Genomic DNA, 23105 nt, shown 5'->3' with positions numbered 1-23105 from the left:
TGGCTAATTCAATAGCGATAAGATAAGTAATAATAATCGTGCGCTATAAGATATAAGTAATAATTTTTTAAGTGTAAACCTCCATACTGTTAAACACGGCACCAGCAGAGGATGAAAATATAGTTAGTTTGTCATTGCGAGGAGCGAAGTGACGAAGCAATCTCATTTATAGGAAAGGGGACACACCTCCCCTTGGGGTCATAGCTTTGGGGCCGGAGGAATGTTTATTGTGTGACATTAGTTCAGCTTTATTCAGTATGGCCGGGGTTGACCCGCTTAACCTGGCTTCATATAATTTAAACGTAGTCAACAACCTCGCAGGGGCAACTGCAGCTGGCACCTTTCTGGGATAACAATCAATAATGTCTGGAGGGAACGTTATGAAATATAGAATTCTGGGTAAAACAGGGCTTAAGGTTTCGGTAATTGGATTTGGGGGCATCCCTATTCAAAGGGTTTCCGAACAAGCAGCCGTGCAAATAGTGGAAAGGGCACTGGACCTGGGTATTAATTTTTTTGATACAGCCAGGGGCTATACGGATAGCGAGGCGAAACTGGGGTCGGTATTAAAAGGAAGGAGAACAGAAGCCATTATTGCAACCAAGTCAATGGCCAGGACTAAAGAAGCTATGGCTGCCGACATTAAAAAAAGCCTTGCAGAGCTTGGTGTGGATTACATAGACCTGTACCAGCTGCATAATGTAAAAGATGAAAATGCACTCAACCAGGCGCTGGCGCCGGATGGCGCGCTGGCAGCCCTGCAAGAGGCAAAAAAAGAGGGATTAATAAGGCACATAGGTATTACCGGCCATATTAAAGACTTTTTGGTTAAAGCCTTAAAGACTAGCGATTTGCTGGAAACCGTGCAATTTCCCTTTAACGCTGTGGAGGATGCGGAGAGCCGTGAATTGTTGGAAATGGCTCGAAAGGTAAATGCCGGGGTAATTGCAATGAAACCCCTGGCCGGCGGGGCGCTGAAAAATGCCGGGCCGGCGCTGCGCTTTATCCTGGAGCATCCTGCAGCTATAGCTATTCCCGGCATGGATACGGTGGAACAAGTGGAAAGCAATGCCCGGATTGGAGATAATCCAGAGCCGTTGACCGGTTTGGAAAGAGAGCTCTTAAACAAAGAGGTTGTGGGTCTGGGAACCGCCTTTTGCCGGCGCTGTGAATATTGCCAGCCCTGCCCTGAGGGCGTAGAGATTCCAATGGTGTTTTTGCTGGACGGTTATTTTACCAGATATAACCTGCAGAATTGGGCCAGGCAGCGCTACGGCGAGCTGAAAGTAAAGGCCAGCTCCTGCGTTGAATGCGGCCAGTGTGAAGAAAAATGCCCCTATGAGCTTCCCATTCGTAAGATGCTGGCAGAAGCGGCTGCCAGGCTGGACAAGCAATAAGTAAAAAAGCCTCAAACCATTTGGTTCGGGGCTTTTTTAACAGCTAATGTACGGGCTCTGTTTTATCTGCACCACAGCAGGAACCTGGTGTGCAGCCCTTATTATCCGGGTTGCTGCCGCAGCAGGAGCCAGACCCTTTAAGGTCGGCAGGCGCTCCAACGGAACTGGGCAAAAAGGGCTTTGAAATCAACCTGGAAACTTCTTTTGCTCCGCAGTCGGGACAAATGACTTCACCATTGTCTTTGCCCGGTAGATGTAGGACTTCAAAAATCTTACCGCATTTACATTTGTATTCATAGAATGGCATCGCTGATCCCTCCAATGGCTTGTGGTCTGCATATTTCCAAAAATATTATTTTCGACGGCGCAGTAAATTTTCCTCCTGTGTCGGGTTGGATTGATTTATTGCGCAATTGCTCGAAAGTCAGTGCTTAGTAATGCTTTATTTTGATGTCCAGGTTTTTATTACAGTTTTGGCGCTGGAAGTGGCAAAACCCCAAAAGCCCTTATTCTTTTTTAAAACACTATCCAGGGCATTCAACACATAATCCAGGTCTTCCCTGGAAACTGTCAGGGGTGGTTCAAGCCTGATAACATTGGGGTTGTTTAAAGTATATGCTGTAATAATATGATGGCGGTTCAGCAGTTCTCCCGCAACCATGCTGCCCAGGTATTCATTCGACAGCTTGGATGCCAGTCCCAGGGTCGCTTTGTTTGTTAATCCGCCGGGCTGGTTGAATTCAATGCCGATTAATAGGCCGCGGCCGCGTACTTCTTTAATCAGGGAATATTTTTTCTGTAATTCCAGAAGGCCGGAGATAAAGTAACTTCCGTTTTCGGCGGCGGCTGCATCTAATTTTTCCCCCAGCAGCACCTCTATGGCTGCGATGCCGGCGGCTGCCGCCCAGGTGTTGCCGCCGAATGTGGAAGTGTGCAGGGTGGCTTTTTCCACGGTGCCGTAAGCCTTATGCCAGATTTCCTCGGTGGTAATAAACGCCCCGATGGGCATAATCCCACCACCCAGTGATTTAGCCAGGCACATAATGTCCGGTTCTACGTTTTCGTGCTGGCAGGCAAACATTTTACCGGTTCGTCCAAAACCAGTTTGTATTTCATCAGCTATAAATAATGTTCCGTTTTCCCGGCAATCACGGGCTGCTGTGGCAAGGTACCCGTCAGGCGGTACATTAATCCCGCCTTCACCCTGGATAGGCTCCACAATGAAAGCAGCCGCCTGGTGTCTTTTTAGCGCCTGGCGTAAAGCTTCGTTATCCCCGTATGGCACTTCGATACATTCCGGCAGCAGGGGCTCGAAACTTTTGCGGTATTTTTCCCGGCCGGTAACGGACAGGGCTCCGAAGGATTTGCCATGAAAAGAGTTTTGACAATAGATAAATGCTTTTCTACCCGTGGCCGCACGGGCCAGTTTGAGTGCCCCCTCAACGGCTTCAGCCCCGCTATTGCATAAAAAAGATCTTTTTAATTGGCCCGGCGTAATTACAGCCAGATTGTGCAGCAAAGCCCCCGCTAGGGTAGGAACGGTTACTTGAAGAATGTTGGGTATTTGCCTTACGCGCTCGATAGCGTTGATAACGCGCGGGTGATTATGGCCGGTATTAAGTGACCCGTAGCCGCCCAGGAAGTCAAGATAAGCGGTGCCGTCGCTGTCCCAAACCCTGGTGCCTTCCGCCCGAACAAATTGGCGGTCAAAATTTAGCAAGCCCATAAGAGTGACCAGGCTCGAATTGCCATAATTCTTATGCAGCGAGCGTGCTTCGTTTCTATTTAATTTCAATGAGTTTTCTAATGATATAATTAATTCAGGGGATATTACGCTAGCATTCATATTTTTCAAATAATCCCTCCGGTGGATATTGTGCATATATCTGTGCACAACATAAATTTAGCACTATTGCGCTTGAATGTCAATTTATACTAAGTGTTAATTATAAAGGCTTGACAGGTGCTGATTTTTAAAGTAAAATCTTTTCTGTAAAGTATTATTGCTTTATACTTGGGTGGGATTGTTTTTGGATAAAGTTACCAAGATTACGTTGATGTATGACTTCTATGGCCAGCTGCTGACAGATAAGCAGAGGGATTTTATTGAGCTATATTATGGAAATGATTTTTCACTGGGGGAAATTGCCGAAAAATATGGTGTAAGCCGTCAGGCTGTACATGATACTTTAAAGCGCACAGAGAATATGCTGCAAAATTACGAAAGTAAGCTTCAGCTCGTAAATAAGTACCTCGCCCAGCGGGCCAAGCTGGCTGAGGCAGCCAGATTACTGGAAGAGTGTGGTAGCCCGGTGTCACAGCAGGTGTCCCGGGCCAGGGAGATATTGCAGGAAGTGCTGGAGATGGACGGGGGGGTAATTTAATGGTTTTTTCCGGTCTAGCAGAAAGGCTCCAGGAAACATTTAAAAAACTTAGGGGAAAAGGGCGGCTGACCGAGGAAGATGTTGACCAGGCCCTTAAAGAGGTACGCCGGGCGCTAATCGGTGCCGATGTCAATTTCCTGGTGGTTAAGGATTTTATCGCCAAAGTTAAGGAGCGGGCTATTGGCTCCGACGTTTTACAAAGCCTCACCCCGGCCCAGCAGGTAGTTAAAATTGTCCATGACGAGCTGGCCGAGTTGATGGGCGGGACGAACAGCAAGATTGAACTTGCTCCGTCACCACCTACTGTGATTATGATGGTTGGCCTGCACGGTGCAGGAAAAACAACAACTACTGCCAAGTTGGCCAACTTGCTGCGCAGGCAGGGCCGACGCCCCATGCTGGTAGCCGCCGATATCTACAGGCCGGCTGCGATTAAACAGCTGCAGGTGCTTGGTGGCCAGCTGAATATGCCTGTTTTTAGTATGGGTGACAGCGTTGCGCCGCCGGATATTGCCAGGGCCGCCGTGGATAAAGCCAAGCGTGACGGCAATGACCTGGTTATAATTGATACCGCCGGCAGGCTGCACATCGATGAAGAGTTAATGGCAGAATTGCGGAGGATTGTGGATACCGTACACCCCGACGAGATACTTCTGGTGGTTGACTCCATGACCGGCCAGGACGCAGTGAATGTAGCCAAGACTTTTAATGAGATGCTGTCCCTAACCGGTGTTATATTAACCAAGCTGGACGGCGATACCCGGGGTGGAGCCGCGCTTTCAGTCAAGGCTGTAACAGGTTGTCCGATTAAATTTATCGGCATGGGCGAAAAACTTGATGCATTGGAGCAATTCCACCCGGAGAGAATGGCTGACCGCATTTTAGGTATGGGCGATGTTTTGACACTGATTGAAAAAGCCCAGGCCAATTTCGATGCCGAGCAAGTGGAAAAGCTAAATAAACGCATCAGGAGCATGGAGTTTACGCTGGACGATTTTGTCCAGCAAATACACCAGGTTAAGAAAATGGGACCTTTGGACCAGATTTTGGGTATGATACCCGGACTGGGTAATTTGAAAAAACTGAAGAATCTTGAGTTTGATGAGAAAGAACTGGTTTTCGTTGAGGCCATTATCAATTCAATGACTCCCTGGGAGCGGCAAAACCCGCAGGAAATCAATGGCAGCAGGCGCAAACGCATAGCCAGGGGCAGTGGCACTTCGGTGCAGGATGTGAATCGCCTGTTAAAGCAGTTTGAGCAAACGAGAAAGATGATGCGTCAGGTGATGGATATGGAAAAGAATATGAAAAAGGGTAAACTGGGTAAAAACCCGTTTGGGTTTGGTAAGAAAGGATCCCCTTTTTAAGGGGGGCTAAGGAAAGGGGACACACCTCTTTGAGGAATTTCCCCAACAATATTACCCACATTATTTCAAGGAGGTGATTATTATGGCTGTGAAGATCAGGCTAAAAAGAATGGGAGCCAAGAAAAGTCCTTTTTACCGGATAGTGGTTGCCGATTCACGTTCCCCCAGGGACGGTCGCTTTATCGAAGAAATTGGTTATTATGACCCGTTGAAGGATCCGGCAGTGATTAAAATTGACGAGGCCAAGGCCGCCCAATGGCTCCGCAGGGGTGCTCAACTTACCGATACCGCCAGGGCACTTTTCAATAAAGCCGGTATTAACAAGAACGTTGCCAGCGAGGGCCAGTAAGTGAGGAGGTTAACCCGATGAAAGAACTGGTTGAGCTATTGGCCAAAGCCCTCGTAGACCATCCCGAGATGGTTACTGTGGATTTGATTGAAAAAGAAAAATCCTGTGTAATAGAATTGAGAGTTGCTCCGGATGACATGGGCAAAGTTATCGGCAAGCAGGGCCGGATTGCCAAAGCCATACGGACTGTGGTAAAGGCGGCGGCAACGAAGGAACGCAAAAAGGTAACGGTGGAAATCATCTAACTGCTGCCGGCTTTTGGATTTATAATACTTTCAACGTAAAAGGGGGCTCAACAGCCCTCTTTCGTCCAATTTTGGGGTGGGTTGGTTTTGGCGCAAGAAATTGAAGGGTATATTGCTATCGGTAAAATTATTAACACGCAGGGGCACCGGGGTGAATTACGGGTAATTCCAACAACCGATTTTCCCGAGCGCTTTAAAAATATGAAGAGGGTTTATGTAAATCGTAATGGTCAACTGGCCGTTTTAGACGTTGAAAGATCATACCCGCATAAAAAATTCTTTGTTTTGAAATTTAGTGGCATCGATGACATGAATTCCGCTGAAACGCTGAAAGGCTCTTATTTGCTTATATCCAAAGAAGAATTGATGCCGCTGCCCGAAGACACTTTCTACATATTTGACATTATCGGATTGAAAGTATTTACAACTGACGGGCGTTATTTGGGTATGGTTACAGACGTGCAACAAACAGGAGCCAATGATATTTATTTGATCAACCGGGAGTCCAAAATGCCGCTGATGGTGCCGGCATTAAAGCAAGTGGTGCACGAAGTAGACCTGGCTGCCGGTAGAATGATTGTGGAACTGCCTGCCGGTCTGGAGGACTAGTGGATGATAATTGACATTTTAACTTTGTTTCCCGGGATGTTTGACGGGCCCTTTGACAGCAGTATTATAAAGCGGGCCAGGGACCGGGGACTGTTGGATATAGACATCACGGACATACGCCTGTTTTCCGGCAATAAACATAATACCGTCGACGATACCCCATACGGGGGTGGTGCGGGTATGGTTATGCAGGCACCGCCCATTTTACGCGCTCTGGAGCACGTTCGCGGGCGCAGGGGCACATCAGCGACAAGGGTGGTGTTGATGTGCCCAACAGGGCTTCCTTTTAATCAGGTCTGGGCCAGGGACTTGGCCCGGGAGGAACACCTGGTTATTATTTGCGGTCATTACGAAGGGGTGGATGAGCGGGTTCGGGAACTGGCGGTGACCGATGAGCTGTCCATCGGTGATTATGTGCTGACTGGCGGGGAATTGCCGGCCATGGTGGTGGTTGACGCGGTAGCCAGAATGATCCCGGGCGTGCTGGGTGAAAGCGCTTCGGCTGAAGACGATTCATTTTACACCGGCTTGTTGGAGTATCCGCAGTATACCAGGCCGGGAGAATGTAACGGTCTGACCGTGCCCGATGTTTTACTAAGCGGTCATCATGAAAATATAAGGCGCTGGCGCCGCCGGCAGGCACTGCTGAAAACTCTGGAGCGCCGCCCCGACATGGTCCGCCGGGAAACGCTAACAGATGAGGACCGGCAGATTTTACGCGAATTGCTGGATATTATCCGTAAAATTATCTAAAAGGTGTCAGACACATGGAATATTCTGTTAATGAAGCTGTCTTGTTGCGCCAGCGGGCCTGTTGTGATATAATTTTCCTTGTTGATTACGGGTGGTCCGCTGTCTCAAAAAGGGGATATGAACACCTTGGCGGGAAGGAGGCTATCAGAGGATGAATTTGCTTAAAGTTGTTGAAGAAGGCCAGTATAAGGAAGATATACCCCAGTTTAAATCGGGAGATACAGTAAAAGTTCACGTTAAAGTCGTAGAAGGCAACAGGGAAAGAATTCAGGTTTTTGAGGGTTTGGTGATCAGACGTCGCGGAGGCGGGCTTGGCGAAACCTTTACCGTTCGCAGGGTATCTTACGGTGTTGGTGTGGAAAGAACTTTTCCGCTGCATTCGCCAAAAATTGATAAAATCGAAGTGATAAGACGTGGGCGTGTTCGCAGGGCCAGGTTGTATTACCTGCGTAACCTGCGTGGTAAAGCTGCCCGGATTAAAGATATTCGCAAGTAATGGGGGGACTGTTTAAACAGTCCCTTTTTAATAGCAATTTATCGAGGGGATGAAAATGGACCAACCGGGATATTACGAGCAACCGCGGGAGAAGAAAAAAAAGCCGGCTTTTATGGAGATTATTGAATCCGTTGCCATTGCTGTTTTGTTGGCTGTAATTATCAGGATGTTTGTTTTTCAGCCATTTGTCATTCCAACCGGTTCCATGGAGCCCACCATTCAAATTGGAGACCGGATCATGGTCAGCAAGTTTGCTTATCACTTTGGTGAGCCCAGCCGTGGGGATATTGTGGTGTTTAGGCCGCCTTTTGATCCCGAGCGGATTTTTGTTAAAAGATTGATCGGTGTCGGCGGTGATACAGTGGAAATCCGTGGCAGTAAGTTGTATATTAACGGGAAACTGATTCCGGAGGATTATTTGCCAAAAGGTTTGCGTTTTCAGGATTTTGGCCCTGTTCAGGTGCCTCCCGGTAATTATTTTATGATGGGCGATAACCGCAATAACAGCGATGATAGCAGAGTTTGGGGAAATTTGCCGAAAAAGAATATTATCGGGAAGGCGGTCATAATCTATTGGCCCATTAACCACATCAGACTGTTTTAAAATAATTCATAACTGCTGGAGCAGTGAATAAGTTAATTAATGGCAGCTACACAGAATTCAGGAGTCAGGAGTCAGGAATAGTATTCTGAATTCTGACTACTGAATTCTGAATACCAACAATTATTGTATGGGGCCGGTGCATGTATGGATATCCAATGGTACCCTGGTCATATGGCCAAGACGCGCAAGCAGATTCAGAAGAATTTAAAACTTGTAGATGTAGTAATAGAACTCCTGGACGCCAGAATTCCCGCCAGCAGTAGAAACCCTGTTATTAATGATGTTTTGCAGGGTAAGCCCAGGGTAGTTGTGCTGAATAAAGCTGACCTGGCAGACCCGGAAAAGACAACCCTGTGGCTGAAACACTTTGGGAAATTGGGTCTGCCGGGGGTGGCGGTTGACTCCCAGCGAGGCGTGGGCGTAAAACAGATGCTAAACCAAACTTCAAATCAAGCCAGCCCCGCCATTCAAAAGTACGTGGATAAGGGAAGGCGCCCGAGGGCTGCCCGCTGCATGGTAGTCGGCATACCCAATGTGGGCAAGTCGATGCTGATCAACCGCCTGGCGGGAAGGAGCGCCACCCGTACGGGCAACCGTCCGGGAGTTACCAGGGGTGAGCAGTGGATTAAACTGGGGGACAGTCTGGAACTGCTGGATACGCCGGGTGTCCTTTGGCCCAAATTTGAAGACCCCGAAGTGGCTTTTAAGCTGGCTGTAACCGGAGCCATCAAGGAACAGATTTACGATCCCTATGAAATATGCATCCGGTTGGTGAACTGGCTTGTTAAAACAGCCCCCGGTGTCCTGGATGACAGGTACGGAATTGGTAATATACCGGGTGGCGCTAATGAGATTGTGCTTGCCATCGGGGCCAAAAGGGGTTTCTTCTTGTCCGGGGGCAAGATTGACGACTATAAGACAGCGGTTTTAATCATTAAGGAATTCAGGGAGGGCAGATTGGGGCAGCACACCCTTGATTTGCCTGAATAGTAAGCAAAAAACCCTAAAAATATTTTGATACGGGCAGGGATTTTGTCGCCAATCTAGAAAAAAAATATAAGTCTAGCTTTTATGCCGGAGTTGTTGCGTGGATATTAGCTCCCTGACCGTATCGGAAATTAAGGTATTACTTGAAAAAGGCAGTAATCCTGCTGCAGGATTACTATCAGCTATGGCGGTTGATAAAAGGTCCGCAGTGAAGGATTTATACAACCGCTATATGGTTTTGCAGCAAAAAAAAGATGCATTGCTGCAGCGCCATTGTAAAATGCAGAGCTACGAACGGGGGCTTGTGGGTTCCGGGTCCGGCCTTGTGGCAGGAGTGGATGAGGCTGGCCGGGGGCCGCTGGCCGGACCGGTCGTCGCTGCCGCCGTTGTTTTACCGGCTGATTATTTGCTGGAAGAATTGGACGATTCTAAGAAATTAACTCCGGCCAAACGTGAATTGCTGGATGCCGGAATTAAAAAAGTTGCCTTGGATTGGGCCGTTGGCGTGGCTACGGTGGGCGAAATTGAAATGCTAAATATTCACCACGCGTCTATGCTGGCCATGCTGCGTGCGGTTGACGGGTTGAGTATAAAGCCCGGCTTTTTACTCGTTGACGGTAAATTTGAGCTGCCGGATATAAATACGGCGCAGAGGGCCGTGGTGGGCGGAGACGGGCTGTGCCCGTCGATTGCCGCGGCTTCAGTGGTGGCCAAGGTTACCAGGGACAGGTTGATGGATGTACTGCACCTGCTTTATCCCGAGTACGGCTTTGATCGCCACAGGGGATATGGTACCGCCTTTCATTTGGCGGCCCTGTCTGCGTTTGGACCGTGTCCCGTTCACCGGCGTGGGTTTGCGCCAGTCAAACAGTTGATTGGCGGGCGCAAATAGGAAAGGAGACACACCTCCTCTTCCGGGTCGCAACTCGGGGGCCGGAGGAATGTCCCCAATGAAGTTCGGGTCGTAACTTTAGGGTTATAGGAATGTCTCCAACAATTAATTTAGGCCGGGGAGTTACTGAATTCACAATCTTAACCCGGTCTATAGTTTGGCAATAGGTTGTTTAATGATGAATTTTATGATGAAAGGGGGGAGAATAGTGTCAGACTGGGCGGGTGTATTTATCTTCTTTGCAGTAGCAATTGTTTTTGGGGCAGGGGGAATAGTAACCTCTTTTTTAATTCACCCCAGGCGAAATAATCCGGTCAAGCTGGAGGAGTATGAATGCGGCTTGCCGACGCAAGGCCCCACTTGGGTGCAATTTAGAACCAGTTATTTTCTTTACGCATTACTTTTTGTTATCTTCGATGTTGAAACAATTTACCTTTATCCCTGGGCGGTTAAATTCCAGAGCCTGGGATTATTTGCGTTTATTGAGATGATTATATTTATTTTCATTTTGATTGTGGGCTTGTGGTACGCCTGGAAGGAAGGTGCGTTGGAATGGAAGTGAACAAAGGGAAAGCACAAATTGAAGCAGCTAAAAAGGATATTTGGGCCCCTGAATACTTTGGGGCCAATCCGGATTATCACAACCTGTATGAGATAAAAAGGGTGGTTTCCCTGGAACCTTTGGAGAAAATATTGAACCTGGCCAGGGCCCACTCCATTTGGCCGCTTGGTTTCGGCTTGGCTTGCTGCGCCATTGAGGCCCTGATGGGCGCCAACGGCCCCCGCTATGACCTGTCCCGTTTTGGTTACGAAGTTATGCGGGGCACGCCGCGCCAAGCCGACGTGATGGTGGTGGCCGGCACCATCACCAAAAAGGCTGCTCCTTTCGTGGTCCGGCTGTGGGAACAAATGTCCGAACCCAAGTGGTGCATTGCCGTAGGCAGCTGCGCCATTTCCGGCGGCCCGTTCGTCGATTCTTATTATGTAATACCCGGCGCCAATAAAGTCGTGCCCGTTGATGTTTATGTACCGGGTTGCCCACCCAGGCCCGACGCGATACTGGAAGCATTTCTAATGTTGAAGGATAAGATCCTTGATAAAAGGGAGCGGCTCCTCAACAAGGGTAAGGCGGTGACGGGATAATGGCTAAAGAAAAGATCGCGCCTGTAGATGAAATAAAACAAAAATTCGGCTATATTGAAGTTGACGAAGCGATGACCGTCACTGTTCCCAGGGATAAGCTGCTGGAATTCATGCAGGCTTTAAAAGATGAATTTGCGCTGGATTATTTAACCAATGAAACAGCGGTGGATTATCCGGAGGAAAATAAGTTTCAAGTAGTTTACAATATCAATTCTATTGAAAAGGGCTACTCACTGATGGTCAAAACTGACGTCGACAGGGATAATCCCGAATTGCCTTCCGTATTTCCCATCTGGGGCGGGGCCAACTGGCAGGAAAGAGAAATATATGACCTGCTGGGTATCGCATTTACGGGTCATCCCAACCTTAAACGCATTTTACTGGACGATCAATTTGAAGGACACCCGCTGCGCAAAGACTTCCAGTGGGAAGGCGGCAGGGAGTAACCCATTCGGGGGATAAGAGGTGTAGCAAATGTTAAGGACACAAGAATATTTTCTAAACTTTGGTCCACAGCACCCCAGTACCCACGGTGTCTTTCAGATCATTCTCACCCTGGACGGGGAAAGAATCGTCAAAGGTGAGCCGGTTTGCGGCTATTTGCACCGGGGGATTGAAAAACTGGCTGAGGCGCGCACTTATACCCAGGTAATTCCTTATACCGACAGGATGGACTACCTGGCGGCAATGCTGCAAAATCTTGGTTATGTCCAGGCTGTGGAAAAATTGATGGGTATAGAAGTGCCGGAGCGGGCCGAGTACCTGAGAGTTATTTCAGGTGAGCTTTCACGTATTGCCAGCCACTTGATAGGTATTGGCGTTAATGCTTTGGATATCGGAGCTTTTACCGGTTTCCTGCTTTGTTTCCGTGAGCGGGAAAAAATAATGGACTTGCTTGAGGAGTTGACCGGTTCCAGGATGACCCTGAGCTATGCCCGTATCGGTGGTGTGGCGGATGACGCGCCCGAGGGCTGGCTGGACAGACTTAAAAAGCTGATGGACGAGATGCCCGGCTATATTGAAGAATACCAGGGGCTAATTACCGGGAACGAAATTTTTCAGGCCCGGACCAAGTTTATCGGTATACTTTCGCCTGAGACCGCGATTAACTACAGCTTGAGTGGACCTACTTTAAGGGGCAGCGGGGTTAATTACGACCTGCGGAAAGCCAGACCGTACGGGGTTTACGACCGGTTTGACTTTGAAGTTCCGCTGGGCGAAAACGGTGACTGTTTCGACCGTTTCTTGTGCCGGATGCTGGAAATGGAACAATCCGTGCGGATTATTCAGCAGGCTGTCGAGCAAATCAAGGAAGTGGACGGCCCGGTTATCGGTAAGGTGCCCAAAGTCTTAAAGCCGCCCAAGGGTGAGGTTTACCACGAAATAGAAAGCTCCAAAGGCATCATCGGGTATTATGTTGTAAGCGACGGCAGCAACAAGCCCTATCGTGTGCACGTACGCAGGCCGTCATTTATCAACCTGGGTTACCTGGATGAAATGGTGCGCGGTTACCTGCTTGCAGACGTCGTAGCTATTCTTAGCAGCATTGATATAGTTCTTGGTGAAGTGGACTGTTAACAAATACGGGATCATAGGGGAGAAGAGGCATGTTGGAAAATTTATTTGTAGGTATAGCCCAATGGCTTAGAGCTCTTCTCGGTGGTGTCGGCGTACCCGTAGAGATAAACGAGGCCATCGTAATGCTGGTCAAGCTTGTGGCTATCCTCGTATTTATATTGATTAACGCTCTGTGGCTGGTTTACATGGAGCGCAAGGTTGCCGCCTACATGCAGGCCCGTATTGGCCCCAACCGGGTCGGTCCCAAGGGACTTTTGCAAACCACGGCTGATATAGGCAAGTTAATCAGTAAGGAGATTATTATACCCAAAAAAGCGGACATAGCCGTATTCTTAATTTCTCCCGTGCTGATTTTTGTGCCTACTTTAATGGTTTTTGCAGTAATTCCCTTTGGTAAAAACATGGCTGCCATTGACATGAATATCGGGGTGTTTTACCTGCTGGCCATAGCTTCATTGTCCACCATGATTTTCTGGATGGGCGGCTGGGCGTCAAACAGCAAATATTCCCTGATCGGTGCCATGCGTGTAGTGGCCCAGATGGTCAGCTATGAGCTGCCGTTGGTGTTGGGCTTGTTGGGCGTGATTATGATTGTGGGCAGTATGAATATGTCGGATATTATCGCAGCTCAGGAACATACCTGGTTCATATTTACCCAACCGGTTGCTTTTCTGATTTATTTCGCGGCCGCTGTAGCTGAAACCAACCGCTGTCCTTTCGACTTGGTGGAAGGTGAGTCCGAGATTATAGCCGGACCATATACCGAGTACGGCGGAATGGCCTTTGCCATGTACTTCCTGGCCGAATATGCGAACATTATGGTGATTTGCGCCATGGCCACCATTATGTTCTTTGGCGGCTGGCACGCCCCCTTCGGCCTGACCTTCATTCCTTCCTGGGTATGGTTTTTCCTGAAGATGTACGCCTTGATATTCATCGTGATGCAGCTGCGCTGGACTTATCCACGGATCAGGGTGGACCAGCTCATGGGGTTCAGCTGGAAGGTCCTGGTACCCCTTGCCCTGGCCAACATCTTTATAACCGGTATAGGGATGAAAATTTACCAGGCGATGGGGTGGTGATGGCATGTTTGGTAAAGGGTTGATCAAAGGTCTGCAAATTACCTGGAAGGAGTTTTGGGCGCCAAAGCTTACCGTGCAATACCCGGATGAGCAGCATACGGTTCCGGAACGTTTCCACGGCAGGTTCGTGCTGGACGTTGACAAATGTATAGCCTGCGGGTTGTGCGCCAACGCTTGCCCGAACAAGGTAATCAGCATTGAGAAACAAAAAGTAGGCAAAAAACAGTATATGACCGGTTATAAAATGAAAATCCAGTACTGCCTGTTTTGCGGTTTATGTGTTGAGTCTTGCAATAAAGACGCGCTGCATTTTTCCAAGGATTTTAACATGAACCAGTATTTTTATCGTGATATCCCTCTGGTATTGGTAGAGAGGGAGGCGCCTGCCGAGCCGTTGGAGGAGGAAGAACCGGCGGCCAAGGCCGGGGACAAAGAAAAGCCCAAGCCGAAGCCCAAAGCTAAGGCCGAAAAGCCAGCTGAACCCGCAGCCCAAACCGAGGTTGCCGCCGGCAAGGCTTCCGATAAGGAGGGTCAGTAACAAATGGAAACCAGTATCTACAGTGTAATAGCTTTTTACGGCCTGGCCATAACTATTTTGGGTAATGCCACTCTGGTGATATTCGCGCGCAACATAGTACACTCCGTTTTGTTTTTAGCGGTGACCTTTATTGCCATGGGCGGACTGTTTTTATTGTTGGATGCCGATTTCCTGGCTGCTGTGCAGGTGCTGGTGTACGCCGGAGCAGTATGTATCATGGTGGTTTTCGGTATCATGTTGATTCAGCGTTCAGATATGAAGGCAACCAACCTGTTCAACCGGCAGACTTTTGCCGGGGCCGGCCTGGTGGCTTTGGTTGTTGCCATGTGTGCCGTATTTGCCGGCCGCACCGCCTGGACCGATCTGGTTGCGGCGGGAGAAGTTCCGGCCAATACCGTTCAGGCAATCGGGGAACTCATGCTGAGCAAATACGTGATCCCCTTTGAGGTAGCCGCGCTGCTGCTGCTGGTGGCTTTAATCGGCGCCATTGTTATAGCCAGGGATGAGGAGGTGAAGGCCAATGCCGGCAATTAGCCTGACGCATTATGTGGTGCTCTCAGCGCTCCTCTTCAGTATCGGCTTATTCGGGGTACTGACCAAAAGAAACGCCGTGGCCGTTCTGATCTGTATTGAACTGATGCTCAACGCGGTGAATATCAACCTGGTGGCCTTCAGTAAATATATTACACCGGCCGACTTCGTCGGGCAGATTTTCTCCATTTTCGTTATTACTGTGGCCGCCGCCGAAGTGGGGGTAGGATTGGCCATCATCATAGCCATCTACCGCAATAGGCTGTCTGTAAATCTTGATGATTTCGACTGGCTAAAATGGTAGGATTTTCATTAGTGAAGGTAGGTGCTTTAGATAATGCTTGTTGAATTTGCAATGCAGCATGCATGGTTGGTGCCGCTCCTTCCCGCCTGTGCCTTTGTGGTTATAGTGTTCCTTGCCCGGCCATGGCAATTGTTGAGCGCCATCGTTGCGGTGGGATCAATGGCGACTGCCTGCTTCTTTGCCACTCTGGCGGCGATCGGGATTTTTACCAATCATGAATATGTGGAGAAACCGCTGGTTTATGCAACACGCTGGTTTTCCCTGGGACTGCCGGGAATGCCGGATTTAAGGATAGACGTCGGGGTGCAGCTTGACCCCGTATCGGCGATGATGCTGTTTATGGTATCATTTATTGCCACGTTTATCTTCCTGTATTCAATAGGTTACATGAAAGGAGACCCTGGTTACTCGGTTTTCTTCTCGTACCTGTCTTTATTCGGGGCTTCCATGCTCCTGCTGGTTCTCTCCAGCAACCTGCTGCAAATGTTTGTGGCCTGGGAGTTGGTGGGCCTGTGTTCTTATCTGTTGATCGGGTTCTATACGCATAAGATATCGGCCAGGGAGGCGGCCAAAAAGGCCTTTGTCACCTGCCGTATAGCAGACTTCGGGCTGCTGCTCGGTTTGCTTTCCCTGCAAATTGTCTTCGGTACCTTGAATTTAACTGAACTGGCCGGCAAGATTGAACACTTTGAAGAGTTCACCTCTTTCGGTATGCTTACGTTGATCGCCGTGCTGGTATTTATCGGGCCGATCGGGAAATCAGGCCAGTTTCCGCTGCACGTGTGGTTGCCCGACGCCATGGAAGGCCCTACTCCGGTCAGCGCCTTGATCCACGCTGCCACCATGGTTGTCGCGGGTGTTTACCTGGTGGGCCGTACCATGTTCTTGTTCCATGAGGTGCCGTCAGCGATGCAATTGGTGGCTGTGACAGGCGGTTTTACCGCGCTGTTTGCCGCAACCATCGCTATAACCCAAAGGGAAATTAAAAGGATTCTGGCTTATTCCACCGTCAGCCAGCTGGGTTATATGATGTTGGCCCTGGGTGTCGGCAGTTTGAGCGCCAGTATGTTCCACCTGTGGACGCACGCGTTTTTCAAAGCGCTGATGTTCCTTGGCGCCGGTAGTGTACTCACCGCATTGCACCATAAGGCGGACGTATGGGAAATGGGCGGTCTGGTGAAGAAAATGCCCATCACTGCCTGGACATTTGTCATTGGCGGTTTGGCCATTGCCGGTATCCCGCCGTTTGCCGGCTTTTGGAGTAAGGACGAAATCCTTGTCTCCGCTTTAAACAGCGGGCATTATGTGCTGTTCGCCATGGCTGCCTTTACTGCGTTCCTGACCGCCTTTTATATGTGGCGCATGATCTTCCTGGCCTTCTTCGGTGCAGAGAACCCGGCGAACCATCCCCAGGAGTCACCCTGGACCATGACCGTGCCCCTGCTGGTATTGTCTGTTGGCGCGTGTTTGGCCGGCCTGCTGGGCACCCCGTGGCATAATGTTTGGGGTGAGTGGATCAGGTTCGGGGAAGCACACGAGGGACCGGTAAATTACGGGGCCATGCTGCTGTCCATCGTACTGGCCGGGGCAGGTATTTTCCTGGCCTATACCTTGTACCTGAAAGACGCCAAGAAGAAGCGCGCCAGGAAAATGGCGGAATGGTTCGGTCCGGTATACCGGATGCTTTACAACAAGTACTATATTGACGAGCTGTACCTGTGGTTTAATCACGCCTTGGTTGATGGAACCGCAAAGCTCTTCTATCTGTTCGATATTTATGTGGTTGACGGAATAGTCAACGGCATCGGTGCGTTTGCCAGGCTGTCCGGCGACGGGCTGCGGGTGTTCCAGTCCGGCCGGTTGCAAAACTATGTTTTGGTTTTCTTCCTGGGTGTTTTGGCTGTGGCCGTGCTAATGGCGTTTAGCGGCTCAACAACTGCCGCCGGCCTGGTTCTGGGAGGTGTTAAATAGTGGATTTTCCAATCCTGTTAGCCATACTGCTGGCTCCGGTGGCTGCGGCGTTAATCCTTGCATTTGTGCCCAGGGAAGAACACATGCTGATCAGGTGCATCGCCGCGGTGGGAACGTTTGTATCACTGGCCCTGAGCCTGTTTGCCTACTTTACCTATAACCAGGAAATAGGCGGGCTGCAGTTTGTTTTTGGAAACAACATGCCGTGGATTAAAGACCTGGGCGTTACGTTTTTCCTGGCTGCCGACGGCATTAGTCTGCCGATGCTGCTGTTAACCAACTTGATTGGTTTCTCGGCGGTTTTTGCCTCCTGGAACGTAAACAACCGTCCCAGAGAATTCTTTATTCTGCTGATGCTGTTAATAACCGGGGTTATGGGCACATTTATCGCTCACGACCTGTTTATCTTCCTGTTGTTCTATGAAGTTGTGGTTATCCCCATCTACATCATGGTCGTGATCTGGGGCAGCTCCAAGCGTGTGACTAAAGAATACGCCGGTATGAAACTGACCATCTACCTGCTGATCGGTAGCGCCTTCCTGCTGGTCGGCGTGATCGCGTTGTTCGTAAAAACAACCGCCATTACCGGAACTCCCGATATGAGCTTTACCGGGCTGGCCGCGGCGGCGCAGCAGTTGTCGCCCTTCGACCAGACCTGGCTGTTTGCCTTAATGCTGTTGGGCTTTGGCTCACTGATATCGATGTGGCCGTTCCACTCCTGGTCACCTGACGGTTACGCCGGCGCTCCTACAGCCGTTAGTATGATTCACGCCGGTGTTTTGAAAAAGATCGGCGGCTATGGTTTGGTAAAAATAGCGCTGTACATGCTGCCGCTCGGTGCCAAATTCTGGGCCCCCTACATGGCGGTGTTCGGCGTTATCGGAGTGGCTTATGCCGCAATGGGCGCGCTGGCCCAAAAAGACCTGAAATACGTTGTAGGTTATTCCAGCGTCAGTCACATGGGTTATGTTATTCTGGCTGTGGCCTGTATGGACGTTATCGGTCTTAACGGTGCCGTGGCCAATATGTTTGCCCATGGTGTAATGGCGGCCCTGTTCTTCTCCATGATCGGCTTTATTTACGAAAAGACCCATACCCGTTGGATTCCGGATATGGGAGGTCTGGCCCGGCAAACACCGCGCCTTGCCGTGGGGTTCATGCTTGCTGCCATGGCCTCGCTGGGATTGCCCGGCCTGGTAAGCTTTATTCCGGAGTTCACCATCTTTATCTCCGCCTTTAATAATTATGGCGGGCTGGCTGTAGTCGGTATTGCAGGTATTATCATTACAGCGCTCTATGTGTTGCGTGCCGGTGCCAACACGTTGTTCGGGCCGCCGCGGCCGGAATATGACCACCTCCAAGATATTAAAGGTCCGGAGCTGGTGCCGCTCGTTGTGCTGGGTACTGTGCTGGTGGTTGGGGGCTTCCTTCCCTCCCTGTTGTTTGATATGATTAATAGCGGTGTCATGCCCCTGCATGCGGCAATAAATGACGCGCTTCAGTTAGGGGGGAATTTCTAAATGCCATTTGATCCTTCTGCTCTAACCCTGGAAATGTTGGTGGCCGCCCTGGGCCTTGGTATCTTGGTCCTGGGGCTGATTGTGCCGAAAGGGTCCAGACACGGCCTTGGCTGGCTGACCTTGTTCGGGCTGCTGGGCATACTTGGTGTGGCTGTTTCCATGTGGGGCGACAGCCGTGAATTAATCGGCGGTATGTACCTGGTGGATAATTATGCCCTGTTCTGGAAAATAACCTTCCTGCTGGCGGCGGCCCTGGTTGTTCTGGGCAGCATGCGTTATGTCGACGATATGGGCAGTCAAGCCGAGTACTACAGTATGACGGTTTTTGCCGCCCTTGGTATGATGGTTATGGCCTCGGCCGGTGACTTTATCACTTTGTACCTGGGCCTGGAATTAATGACCATTGCGTTTATTATTCTGGTTTGCTTCCGCAAAACTGACGCCAAATCAGTGGAAGCAGGCATGAAGTACGTGCTTTTGGCGGGAATGAGTTCAGCCGTGCTGCTCTATGGTATGAGCCTGCTGTACGGCTTGACCGGCAGTGTAATTATGCTGAATGTCAGCCAGGTAATTGCCGTACAGCCTTTGACGCCGGCGCTGATACTGGCTGTTGTGCTGCTAATTGCCGGCCTTGGCTTTAAGATTTCCGCTGTTCCGTTCCACATGTGGTCACCCGACGTTTACGAGGGGGCGCCGACACCGGTAACCTCCTTCCTGGCCATGGGTTCAAAAGCAGCCTCCTTCGCGGTTCTGCTAAGGTTATTTGTGACCGGCCTGCCGGGCATCTGGGCCAACTGGACCATGGTGGTGGCGATCCTGGCGGCAGTGACCATGATCGTGGGGAACCTGGTGGCTATTCCGCAAACCAATGTTAAAAGACTGCTGGCTTACTCCAGTATCGCCCAGGCCGGCTATATCATGGTCGGATTAATTACCGCCAGTGAGGCGGGAATTAAAGGCGTCATGTTCTATGCGTTCCTGTATGTGTTCGCTACTGTTGGAGCTTTTACAGTGGCGGGATACTTTTACAGTGTTACCGGCAGCGATGAGTTAAAAGATTATGCCGGTTTAAGCCAGCGTTCACCCCTCATGGCAGCGGTAATGCTCGTAGCGCTTCTGAGCATGGCCGGCATTCCCCCGCTGGCCGGGTTTGTCGGTAAATTCTATTTGTTCAAAACCATTGTGGACGGTTACCTCTGGTTGGCTTTTATCGGGCTGATCATGAGTATGGTGTCGGTATACTATTACCTGCGTGTTGCCCTGGTCATGTACCGGGACGAGCCGCTGGACCCGACTCCGATAAAATTACCCAGCCCGGTGGCGGTAACGTTGATTTTAGCTATGGTGGTTACAATGGTAGTAGGTATTTACCCGGGTCCGCTGTCGGAAGTGGTTAACAGTGCGGCTCACTCATTCTTCCTGCATTAAATAATAAAAAGATGCCCTCTCACCGTAATAAGGGGAGGGCATTTTTATTGGTATACGAATAACCAAAAACACATTCTTATTGTTACAGATTTTAATTCTTGTAATTATTTATTGTGGGGGCGGACGACTTTGTCCGCCCGCTTCACCAATTACAATTATGACTTAGTTATAGCTGGCATTAAACAGAAAACATGTAACGTGCTTCCGCCGGATATCGCTCGCCATGCCATTGCGAGGAGTGAAACCTTAACAAATTATATGATTCCTGCCGCCGGTTAATTATATGAACTCGTTGTCTGAATAATACGCCGGTTATAGTTACATCTAAAATTAATCATGATATAATTGAACTATGCTAATAACTCAATGTTTTTAGCGGGAGGTATTCGGGAGGTATTATGGAACGTAATAATCATTATCAGGGATCATCAAAATACATTGCTTCTTCAGAATTAATTAATGCTGTTAACGTGGCTGCAGCTTTAAACAGGCCGCTGTTGATCAAAGGCGAGCCGGGCACAGGTAAGACCATGCTGGCACAGAGCATTGCTGATGACCTTAAAATGAACTTAATTATCTGGAATATCAAGTCAACTACCAAGGCGCAGGACGGTTTATATGTGTATGACACCGTGCAAAGGCTTTATGACAGCCAGTTCGGTGAAGGAAACGTTCGCGACATTAAAAAGTACATTAAACTGGGCAAGCTCGGCGAAGCCTTTGTTTCCGAGGAACGGGCTATATTGCTGATTGACGAAATTGACAAGGCTGATATTGAATTTCCCAATGATTTGCTCTGGGAACTTGACCAGATGAATTTTTATATTCCGGAGACAGGTGAAACTATTATTGCCAGGCACCGTCCCATCGTGATAATAACCAGCAATGCCGAAAAAGAACTGCCGGATGCTTTCCTGCGCAGGTGTATTTTTCATTATATTGCATTTCCGGACGAAACCATGATGGCGAAAATAATAAAAGTGCACTATCCTGATTTAGATAGTAAACTGATCCAATACGCCATCAATGGCTTTTATAAGATCAGGAATTTGCCGGGTCTGCAGAAGAAACCAAGCACCAGCGAGCTGCTGGATTGGGTTAGGGCACTGGCAATCTGCGGCATTGAGCCGGGACTGATTGAGAAGGAGCTGCCACTGCCCGGAATTTTACTTAAAAAGGATAATGATATGGCTCTGCTAAAACGTAAATACGGCGGCAGCGCAATTAACACACATGCCGGGCACTGGCGGGGATGATCAATGTTTGTCAATTTTTACTATGCTTTGCGGGCTGAAGGTGTCAATATCACTATTGTAGAGTGGCTGACCCTGATGGAGGCACTAAAGCTGGGACTGGCTAACAACAGCCTGACAGGCTTTTATTACCTTTCACGTTCGGTTTTGGTCAAAAGTGAAAGCAGATATGACGCCTTTGACCGTGCTTTTTTACGTTGTTTTGAGGGAATTGAAACGCCGCCGGAAATCACCGAAGAAGTTTTAAATTGGTTGGAAAATGCTCTGCCACCCTTGAAAATGGCAGACAGTGAAAAAAATCCCGGTTATGACTGGAGCCTTGAAGAACTCAGAAAGAAGCTTGAAGAGCGGCTGTTGGAACAAACTGAGCAGCACCATGGAGGCTCTTACTGGATTGGTACCGGAGGTACATCACCATTTGGTCATTCCGGCTATCACCCTGCCGGGGTGCGCATAGGAGGAGAATCAGTTAATCGTTCCGCTGTTAAAGTGGCTGCGCAGAGGGCCTATAGAGATTTTCGGGCTGACGAGACACTGAGCACGCGCCAGTTTGAACTGGCTTTGAGGAAGCTAAGGCTGCTGAGCACCGCTGTGGATGGCGATAAAGATCAACTTGATATTGATGCCACGGTTGACGCTACCGGCAAAAACGCGGGTATGTTGGAACTGGTCTGGACCAGGGGACGTAAAAATAATGTTAAGCTGTTAATTCTGATGGATTCAGGTGGTTCAATGAATCCATACCAGCGCCTGTGCAGCCTTCTTTTTAACGCAGCTAATAAATCCACACATTTTAGGGACCTGCAGTTTTACTATTTTCATAATTGCGTATATGAATACGTTTTTAATGATCCGTTTTGTCTCAGGCGAAACTCAACAGGCACCTATGAGTTGCTGGGCCGGTTTGGGCCGGATTACAGGCTGATAGTAGTGGGTGACGCAAGTATGGGGCCGGGAGAATTGTTAATGCCTTACGGAGCTTTGGACTGGTGGGCGGAAAACGAGGAGCCGGGTCTGGTCTGGATGCAGAGATTGGCCGGGCATTTTGAACACTGCGTCTGGCTTAACCCGATCCCGCAGCAGTATTGGGAAGCTGTAGAGGGAGCTAGAACAATAGCATTGCTTAAAGATGTCTTCCCTATGTATGAACTTACTCTTGACGGCTTAAACGCCGCCATTAAAAAATTAATGGTCAAAAAGTGACAGGAGGTGCAACAAATGGAAAACGATCTCGCAACTGAAATGCGCAATAAGGCTGGAGAGAACTTCCGCAACGGCTACAACTGTGCCGAATCCATTTTTGATGCTTTCAGGGAATTAATTGAACCAGATTTGGATAGAAAACTGGTCAGGCTGTTTACCGGTTACGGGGGAGGTCTGGGTCATGCCGGGTGTATGTGCGGCGCTCTCACAGCATCCGCAGCTATTCTGGGCATGCTGAAGGGCCGGACTTCTGCCGAAGAAGACAGAGAAGCCTGCTATGATTTGTCCAGGGGGTTCCATGATAAGTTTGAGGAGAAGTTTTCAGTAACCTGCTGCCGGGCGTTGAACCCGCATCCTTTTGACACTAAGGAACATTTGAGGCACTGCTTGAAAATTACCGGCAATACCGCCAAATTATTGACAGAATATTTAATTGAAAAGAACCTAATTCAGCAGAAAGCATAGGACTCA

Annotated in this window: 28 protein-coding genes; 26 read left to right on the top strand and 2 right to left on the bottom strand. The window is 49.2% G+C overall.

Annotated elements, in window-relative coordinates; genetic code table 11:
• Positions 1 to 227: 227 nt before the first annotated feature.
• Together H569_RS23295 and H569_RS0101725 are read left to right on the top strand one after the other, a co-directional pair.
• Entirely contained in the window at positions 228 to 353 is a 126-nt protein-coding gene (locus tag H569_RS23295) for a hypothetical protein (protein WP_257720077.1), read from the top strand.
• Between the two features lie 27 nt (positions 354 to 380).
• Positions 381 to 1397, top strand: coding sequence for an aldo/keto reductase (locus H569_RS0101725; RefSeq protein ID WP_027363558.1), 1017 nt, complete (start codon positions 381 to 383; stop codon positions 1395 to 1397).
• A gap of 43 nt (positions 1398 to 1440) precedes the next feature.
• Here the strand turns inward: H569_RS0101725 and H569_RS0101720 are convergent, their stop codons facing one another.
• Entirely contained in the window at positions 1441 to 1704 is a 264-nt protein-coding gene (locus tag H569_RS0101720) for an FmdB family zinc ribbon protein (RefSeq protein ID WP_027363557.1), read from the bottom strand.
• Between the two features lie 135 nt (positions 1705 to 1839).
• Entirely contained in the window at positions 1840 to 3243 is a 1404-nt protein-coding gene (locus H569_RS0101715; protein WP_027363556.1) for an aspartate aminotransferase family protein, read from the bottom strand.
• A gap of 184 nt (positions 3244 to 3427) precedes the next feature.
• Here H569_RS0101715 and ylxM point away from each other — a divergent pair, with 184 nt between their 5' ends.
• From ylxM to H569_RS0101585, 24 genes are all read left to right on the top strand, one after another.
• Entirely contained in the window at positions 3428 to 3781 is a 354-nt protein-coding gene (gene ylxM, locus H569_RS0101710; protein ID WP_027363555.1) for a YlxM family DNA-binding protein, read from the top strand.
• Positions 3781 to 5148, top strand: coding sequence for a signal recognition particle protein (ffh, locus tag H569_RS0101705; protein WP_027363554.1), 1368 nt, complete (start codon positions 3781 to 3783; stop codon positions 5146 to 5148). The genes ylxM and ffh overlap by 1 nt, the downstream gene beginning before the upstream one ends.
• Positions 5149 to 5230: 82 nt before the next feature.
• A complete protein-coding gene (rpsP, locus tag H569_RS0101700; protein ID WP_027363553.1) occupies positions 5231 to 5497 on the top strand; it encodes a 30S ribosomal protein S16 in 267 nt (88 codons plus the stop codon).
• Positions 5498 to 5514: 17 nt separating this feature from the next.
• On the top strand, positions 5515 to 5742 hold the full coding sequence (locus tag H569_RS0101695) for a KH domain-containing protein (RefSeq protein ID WP_027363552.1): 228 nt from the start codon (positions 5515 to 5517) through the stop codon (positions 5740 to 5742).
• 87 nt (positions 5743 to 5829) lie between these two features.
• Entirely contained in the window at positions 5830 to 6351 is a 522-nt protein-coding gene (gene rimM, locus H569_RS0101690; RefSeq protein ID WP_027363551.1) for a ribosome maturation factor RimM, read from the top strand.
• Positions 6352 to 6354: 3 nt separating this feature from the next.
• Positions 6355 to 7104, top strand: coding sequence for a tRNA (guanosine(37)-N1)-methyltransferase TrmD (gene trmD, locus H569_RS0101685; RefSeq protein WP_027363550.1), 750 nt, complete (start codon positions 6355 to 6357; stop codon positions 7102 to 7104).
• A gap of 151 nt (positions 7105 to 7255) precedes the next feature.
• Positions 7256 to 7600 (top strand): 50S ribosomal protein L19, encoded by a 345-nt coding sequence (rplS, locus tag H569_RS0101675; protein WP_027363549.1) that lies wholly within the window; start codon positions 7256 to 7258, stop codon positions 7598 to 7600.
• Between the two features lie 55 nt (positions 7601 to 7655).
• Complete coding sequence (gene lepB / locus H569_RS0101670; protein WP_027363548.1) at positions 7656 to 8204, top strand: signal peptidase I; 549 nt, start codon at positions 7656 to 7658, stop codon at positions 8202 to 8204.
• 144 nt (positions 8205 to 8348) lie between these two features.
• Complete coding sequence (ylqF, locus tag H569_RS0101665; protein ID WP_027363547.1) at positions 8349 to 9194, top strand: ribosome biogenesis GTPase YlqF; 846 nt, start codon at positions 8349 to 8351, stop codon at positions 9192 to 9194.
• 97 nt (positions 9195 to 9291) lie between these two features.
• Positions 9292 to 10083 (top strand): ribonuclease HII, encoded by a 792-nt coding sequence (locus H569_RS0101660; RefSeq protein WP_027363546.1) that lies wholly within the window; start codon positions 9292 to 9294, stop codon positions 10081 to 10083.
• A 208-nt stretch (positions 10084 to 10291) separates the two neighbouring features.
• On the top strand, positions 10292 to 10645 hold the full coding sequence (locus H569_RS0101655) for an NADH-quinone oxidoreductase subunit A (protein WP_081410834.1): 354 nt from the start codon (positions 10292 to 10294) through the stop codon (positions 10643 to 10645).
• Positions 10636 to 11226: an NADH-quinone oxidoreductase subunit B gene (locus H569_RS0101650; RefSeq protein ID WP_027363544.1), complete on the top strand. Its 591-nt coding sequence runs from the start codon at positions 10636 to 10638 to the stop codon at positions 11224 to 11226. The genes H569_RS0101655 and H569_RS0101650 overlap by 10 nt, the downstream gene beginning before the upstream one ends.
• The gene (locus H569_RS0101645) at positions 11226 to 11672 is read left to right on the top strand and encodes an NADH-quinone oxidoreductase subunit C (protein WP_027363543.1); all 447 of its coding nucleotides are present in this window, start codon (positions 11226 to 11228) and stop codon (positions 11670 to 11672) included. The genes H569_RS0101650 and H569_RS0101645 overlap by 1 nt, the downstream gene beginning before the upstream one ends.
• 28 nt (positions 11673 to 11700) lie before the next feature.
• A complete protein-coding gene (locus H569_RS0101640) occupies positions 11701 to 12804 on the top strand; it encodes an NADH-quinone oxidoreductase subunit D (RefSeq protein ID WP_027363542.1) in 1104 nt (367 codons plus the stop codon).
• 29 nt (positions 12805 to 12833) lie between these two features.
• On the top strand, positions 12834 to 13886 hold the full coding sequence (gene nuoH, locus H569_RS0101635; protein ID WP_114679239.1) for an NADH-quinone oxidoreductase subunit NuoH: 1053 nt from the start codon (positions 12834 to 12836) through the stop codon (positions 13884 to 13886).
• Between the two features lie 4 nt (positions 13887 to 13890).
• The gene (locus H569_RS0101630; protein ID WP_027363540.1) at positions 13891 to 14424 is read left to right on the top strand and encodes an NADH-quinone oxidoreductase subunit I; all 534 of its coding nucleotides are present in this window, start codon (positions 13891 to 13893) and stop codon (positions 14422 to 14424) included.
• Between the two features lie 3 nt (positions 14425 to 14427).
• The gene (locus H569_RS0101625; protein ID WP_027363539.1) at positions 14428 to 14958 is read left to right on the top strand and encodes an NADH-quinone oxidoreductase subunit J family protein; all 531 of its coding nucleotides are present in this window, start codon (positions 14428 to 14430) and stop codon (positions 14956 to 14958) included.
• A complete protein-coding gene (gene nuoK / locus H569_RS0101620; protein WP_027363538.1) occupies positions 14945 to 15259 on the top strand; it encodes an NADH-quinone oxidoreductase subunit NuoK in 315 nt (104 codons plus the stop codon). Before H569_RS0101625 ends, nuoK begins: the two co-directional genes overlap by 14 nt.
• A gap of 33 nt (positions 15260 to 15292) precedes the next feature.
• On the top strand, positions 15293 to 17230 hold the full coding sequence (gene nuoL, locus H569_RS0101615) for an NADH-quinone oxidoreductase subunit L (protein ID WP_027363537.1): 1938 nt from the start codon (positions 15293 to 15295) through the stop codon (positions 17228 to 17230).
• Positions 17230 to 18750 carry a complex I subunit 4 family protein gene (locus tag H569_RS0101610; protein ID WP_027363536.1) on the top strand — a complete coding sequence of 507 codons (1521 nt, stop codon included), beginning with the start codon at positions 17230 to 17232 and terminating at the stop codon, positions 18748 to 18750. Before nuoL ends, H569_RS0101610 begins: the two co-directional genes overlap by 1 nt.
• Positions 18751 to 20178, top strand: a complete 1428-nt coding sequence (locus H569_RS0101605) for an NADH-quinone oxidoreductase subunit N (protein WP_027363535.1) — start codon at positions 18751 to 18753, stop codon at positions 20176 to 20178.
• Between the two features lie 398 nt (positions 20179 to 20576).
• Positions 20577 to 21434 carry an AAA family ATPase gene (locus tag H569_RS0101595; RefSeq protein ID WP_027363534.1) on the top strand — a complete coding sequence of 286 codons (858 nt, stop codon included), beginning with the start codon at positions 20577 to 20579 and terminating at the stop codon, positions 21432 to 21434.
• Between the two features lie 3 nt (positions 21435 to 21437).
• Positions 21438 to 22634, top strand: a complete 1197-nt coding sequence (locus tag H569_RS0101590; RefSeq protein WP_027363533.1) for a vWA domain-containing protein — start codon at positions 21438 to 21440, stop codon at positions 22632 to 22634.
• A gap of 15 nt (positions 22635 to 22649) precedes the next feature.
• On the top strand, positions 22650 to 23099 hold the full coding sequence (locus H569_RS0101585) for a C-GCAxxG-C-C family protein (protein ID WP_027363532.1): 450 nt from the start codon (positions 22650 to 22652) through the stop codon (positions 23097 to 23099).
• The last annotated feature ends 6 nt before the right edge of the window (positions 23100 to 23105 follow it).

Source organism: Desulfotruncus alcoholivorax DSM 16058, assembly GCF_000430885.1.
Classification (GTDB): Bacteria; Bacillota; Desulfotomaculia; order Desulfotomaculales; family Desulfallaceae; genus Desulfotruncus; species Desulfotruncus alcoholivorax.
Note: the sequence above shows the minus strand (reverse complement) of the source record. Positions and strands in the feature narration are given on the sequence as shown.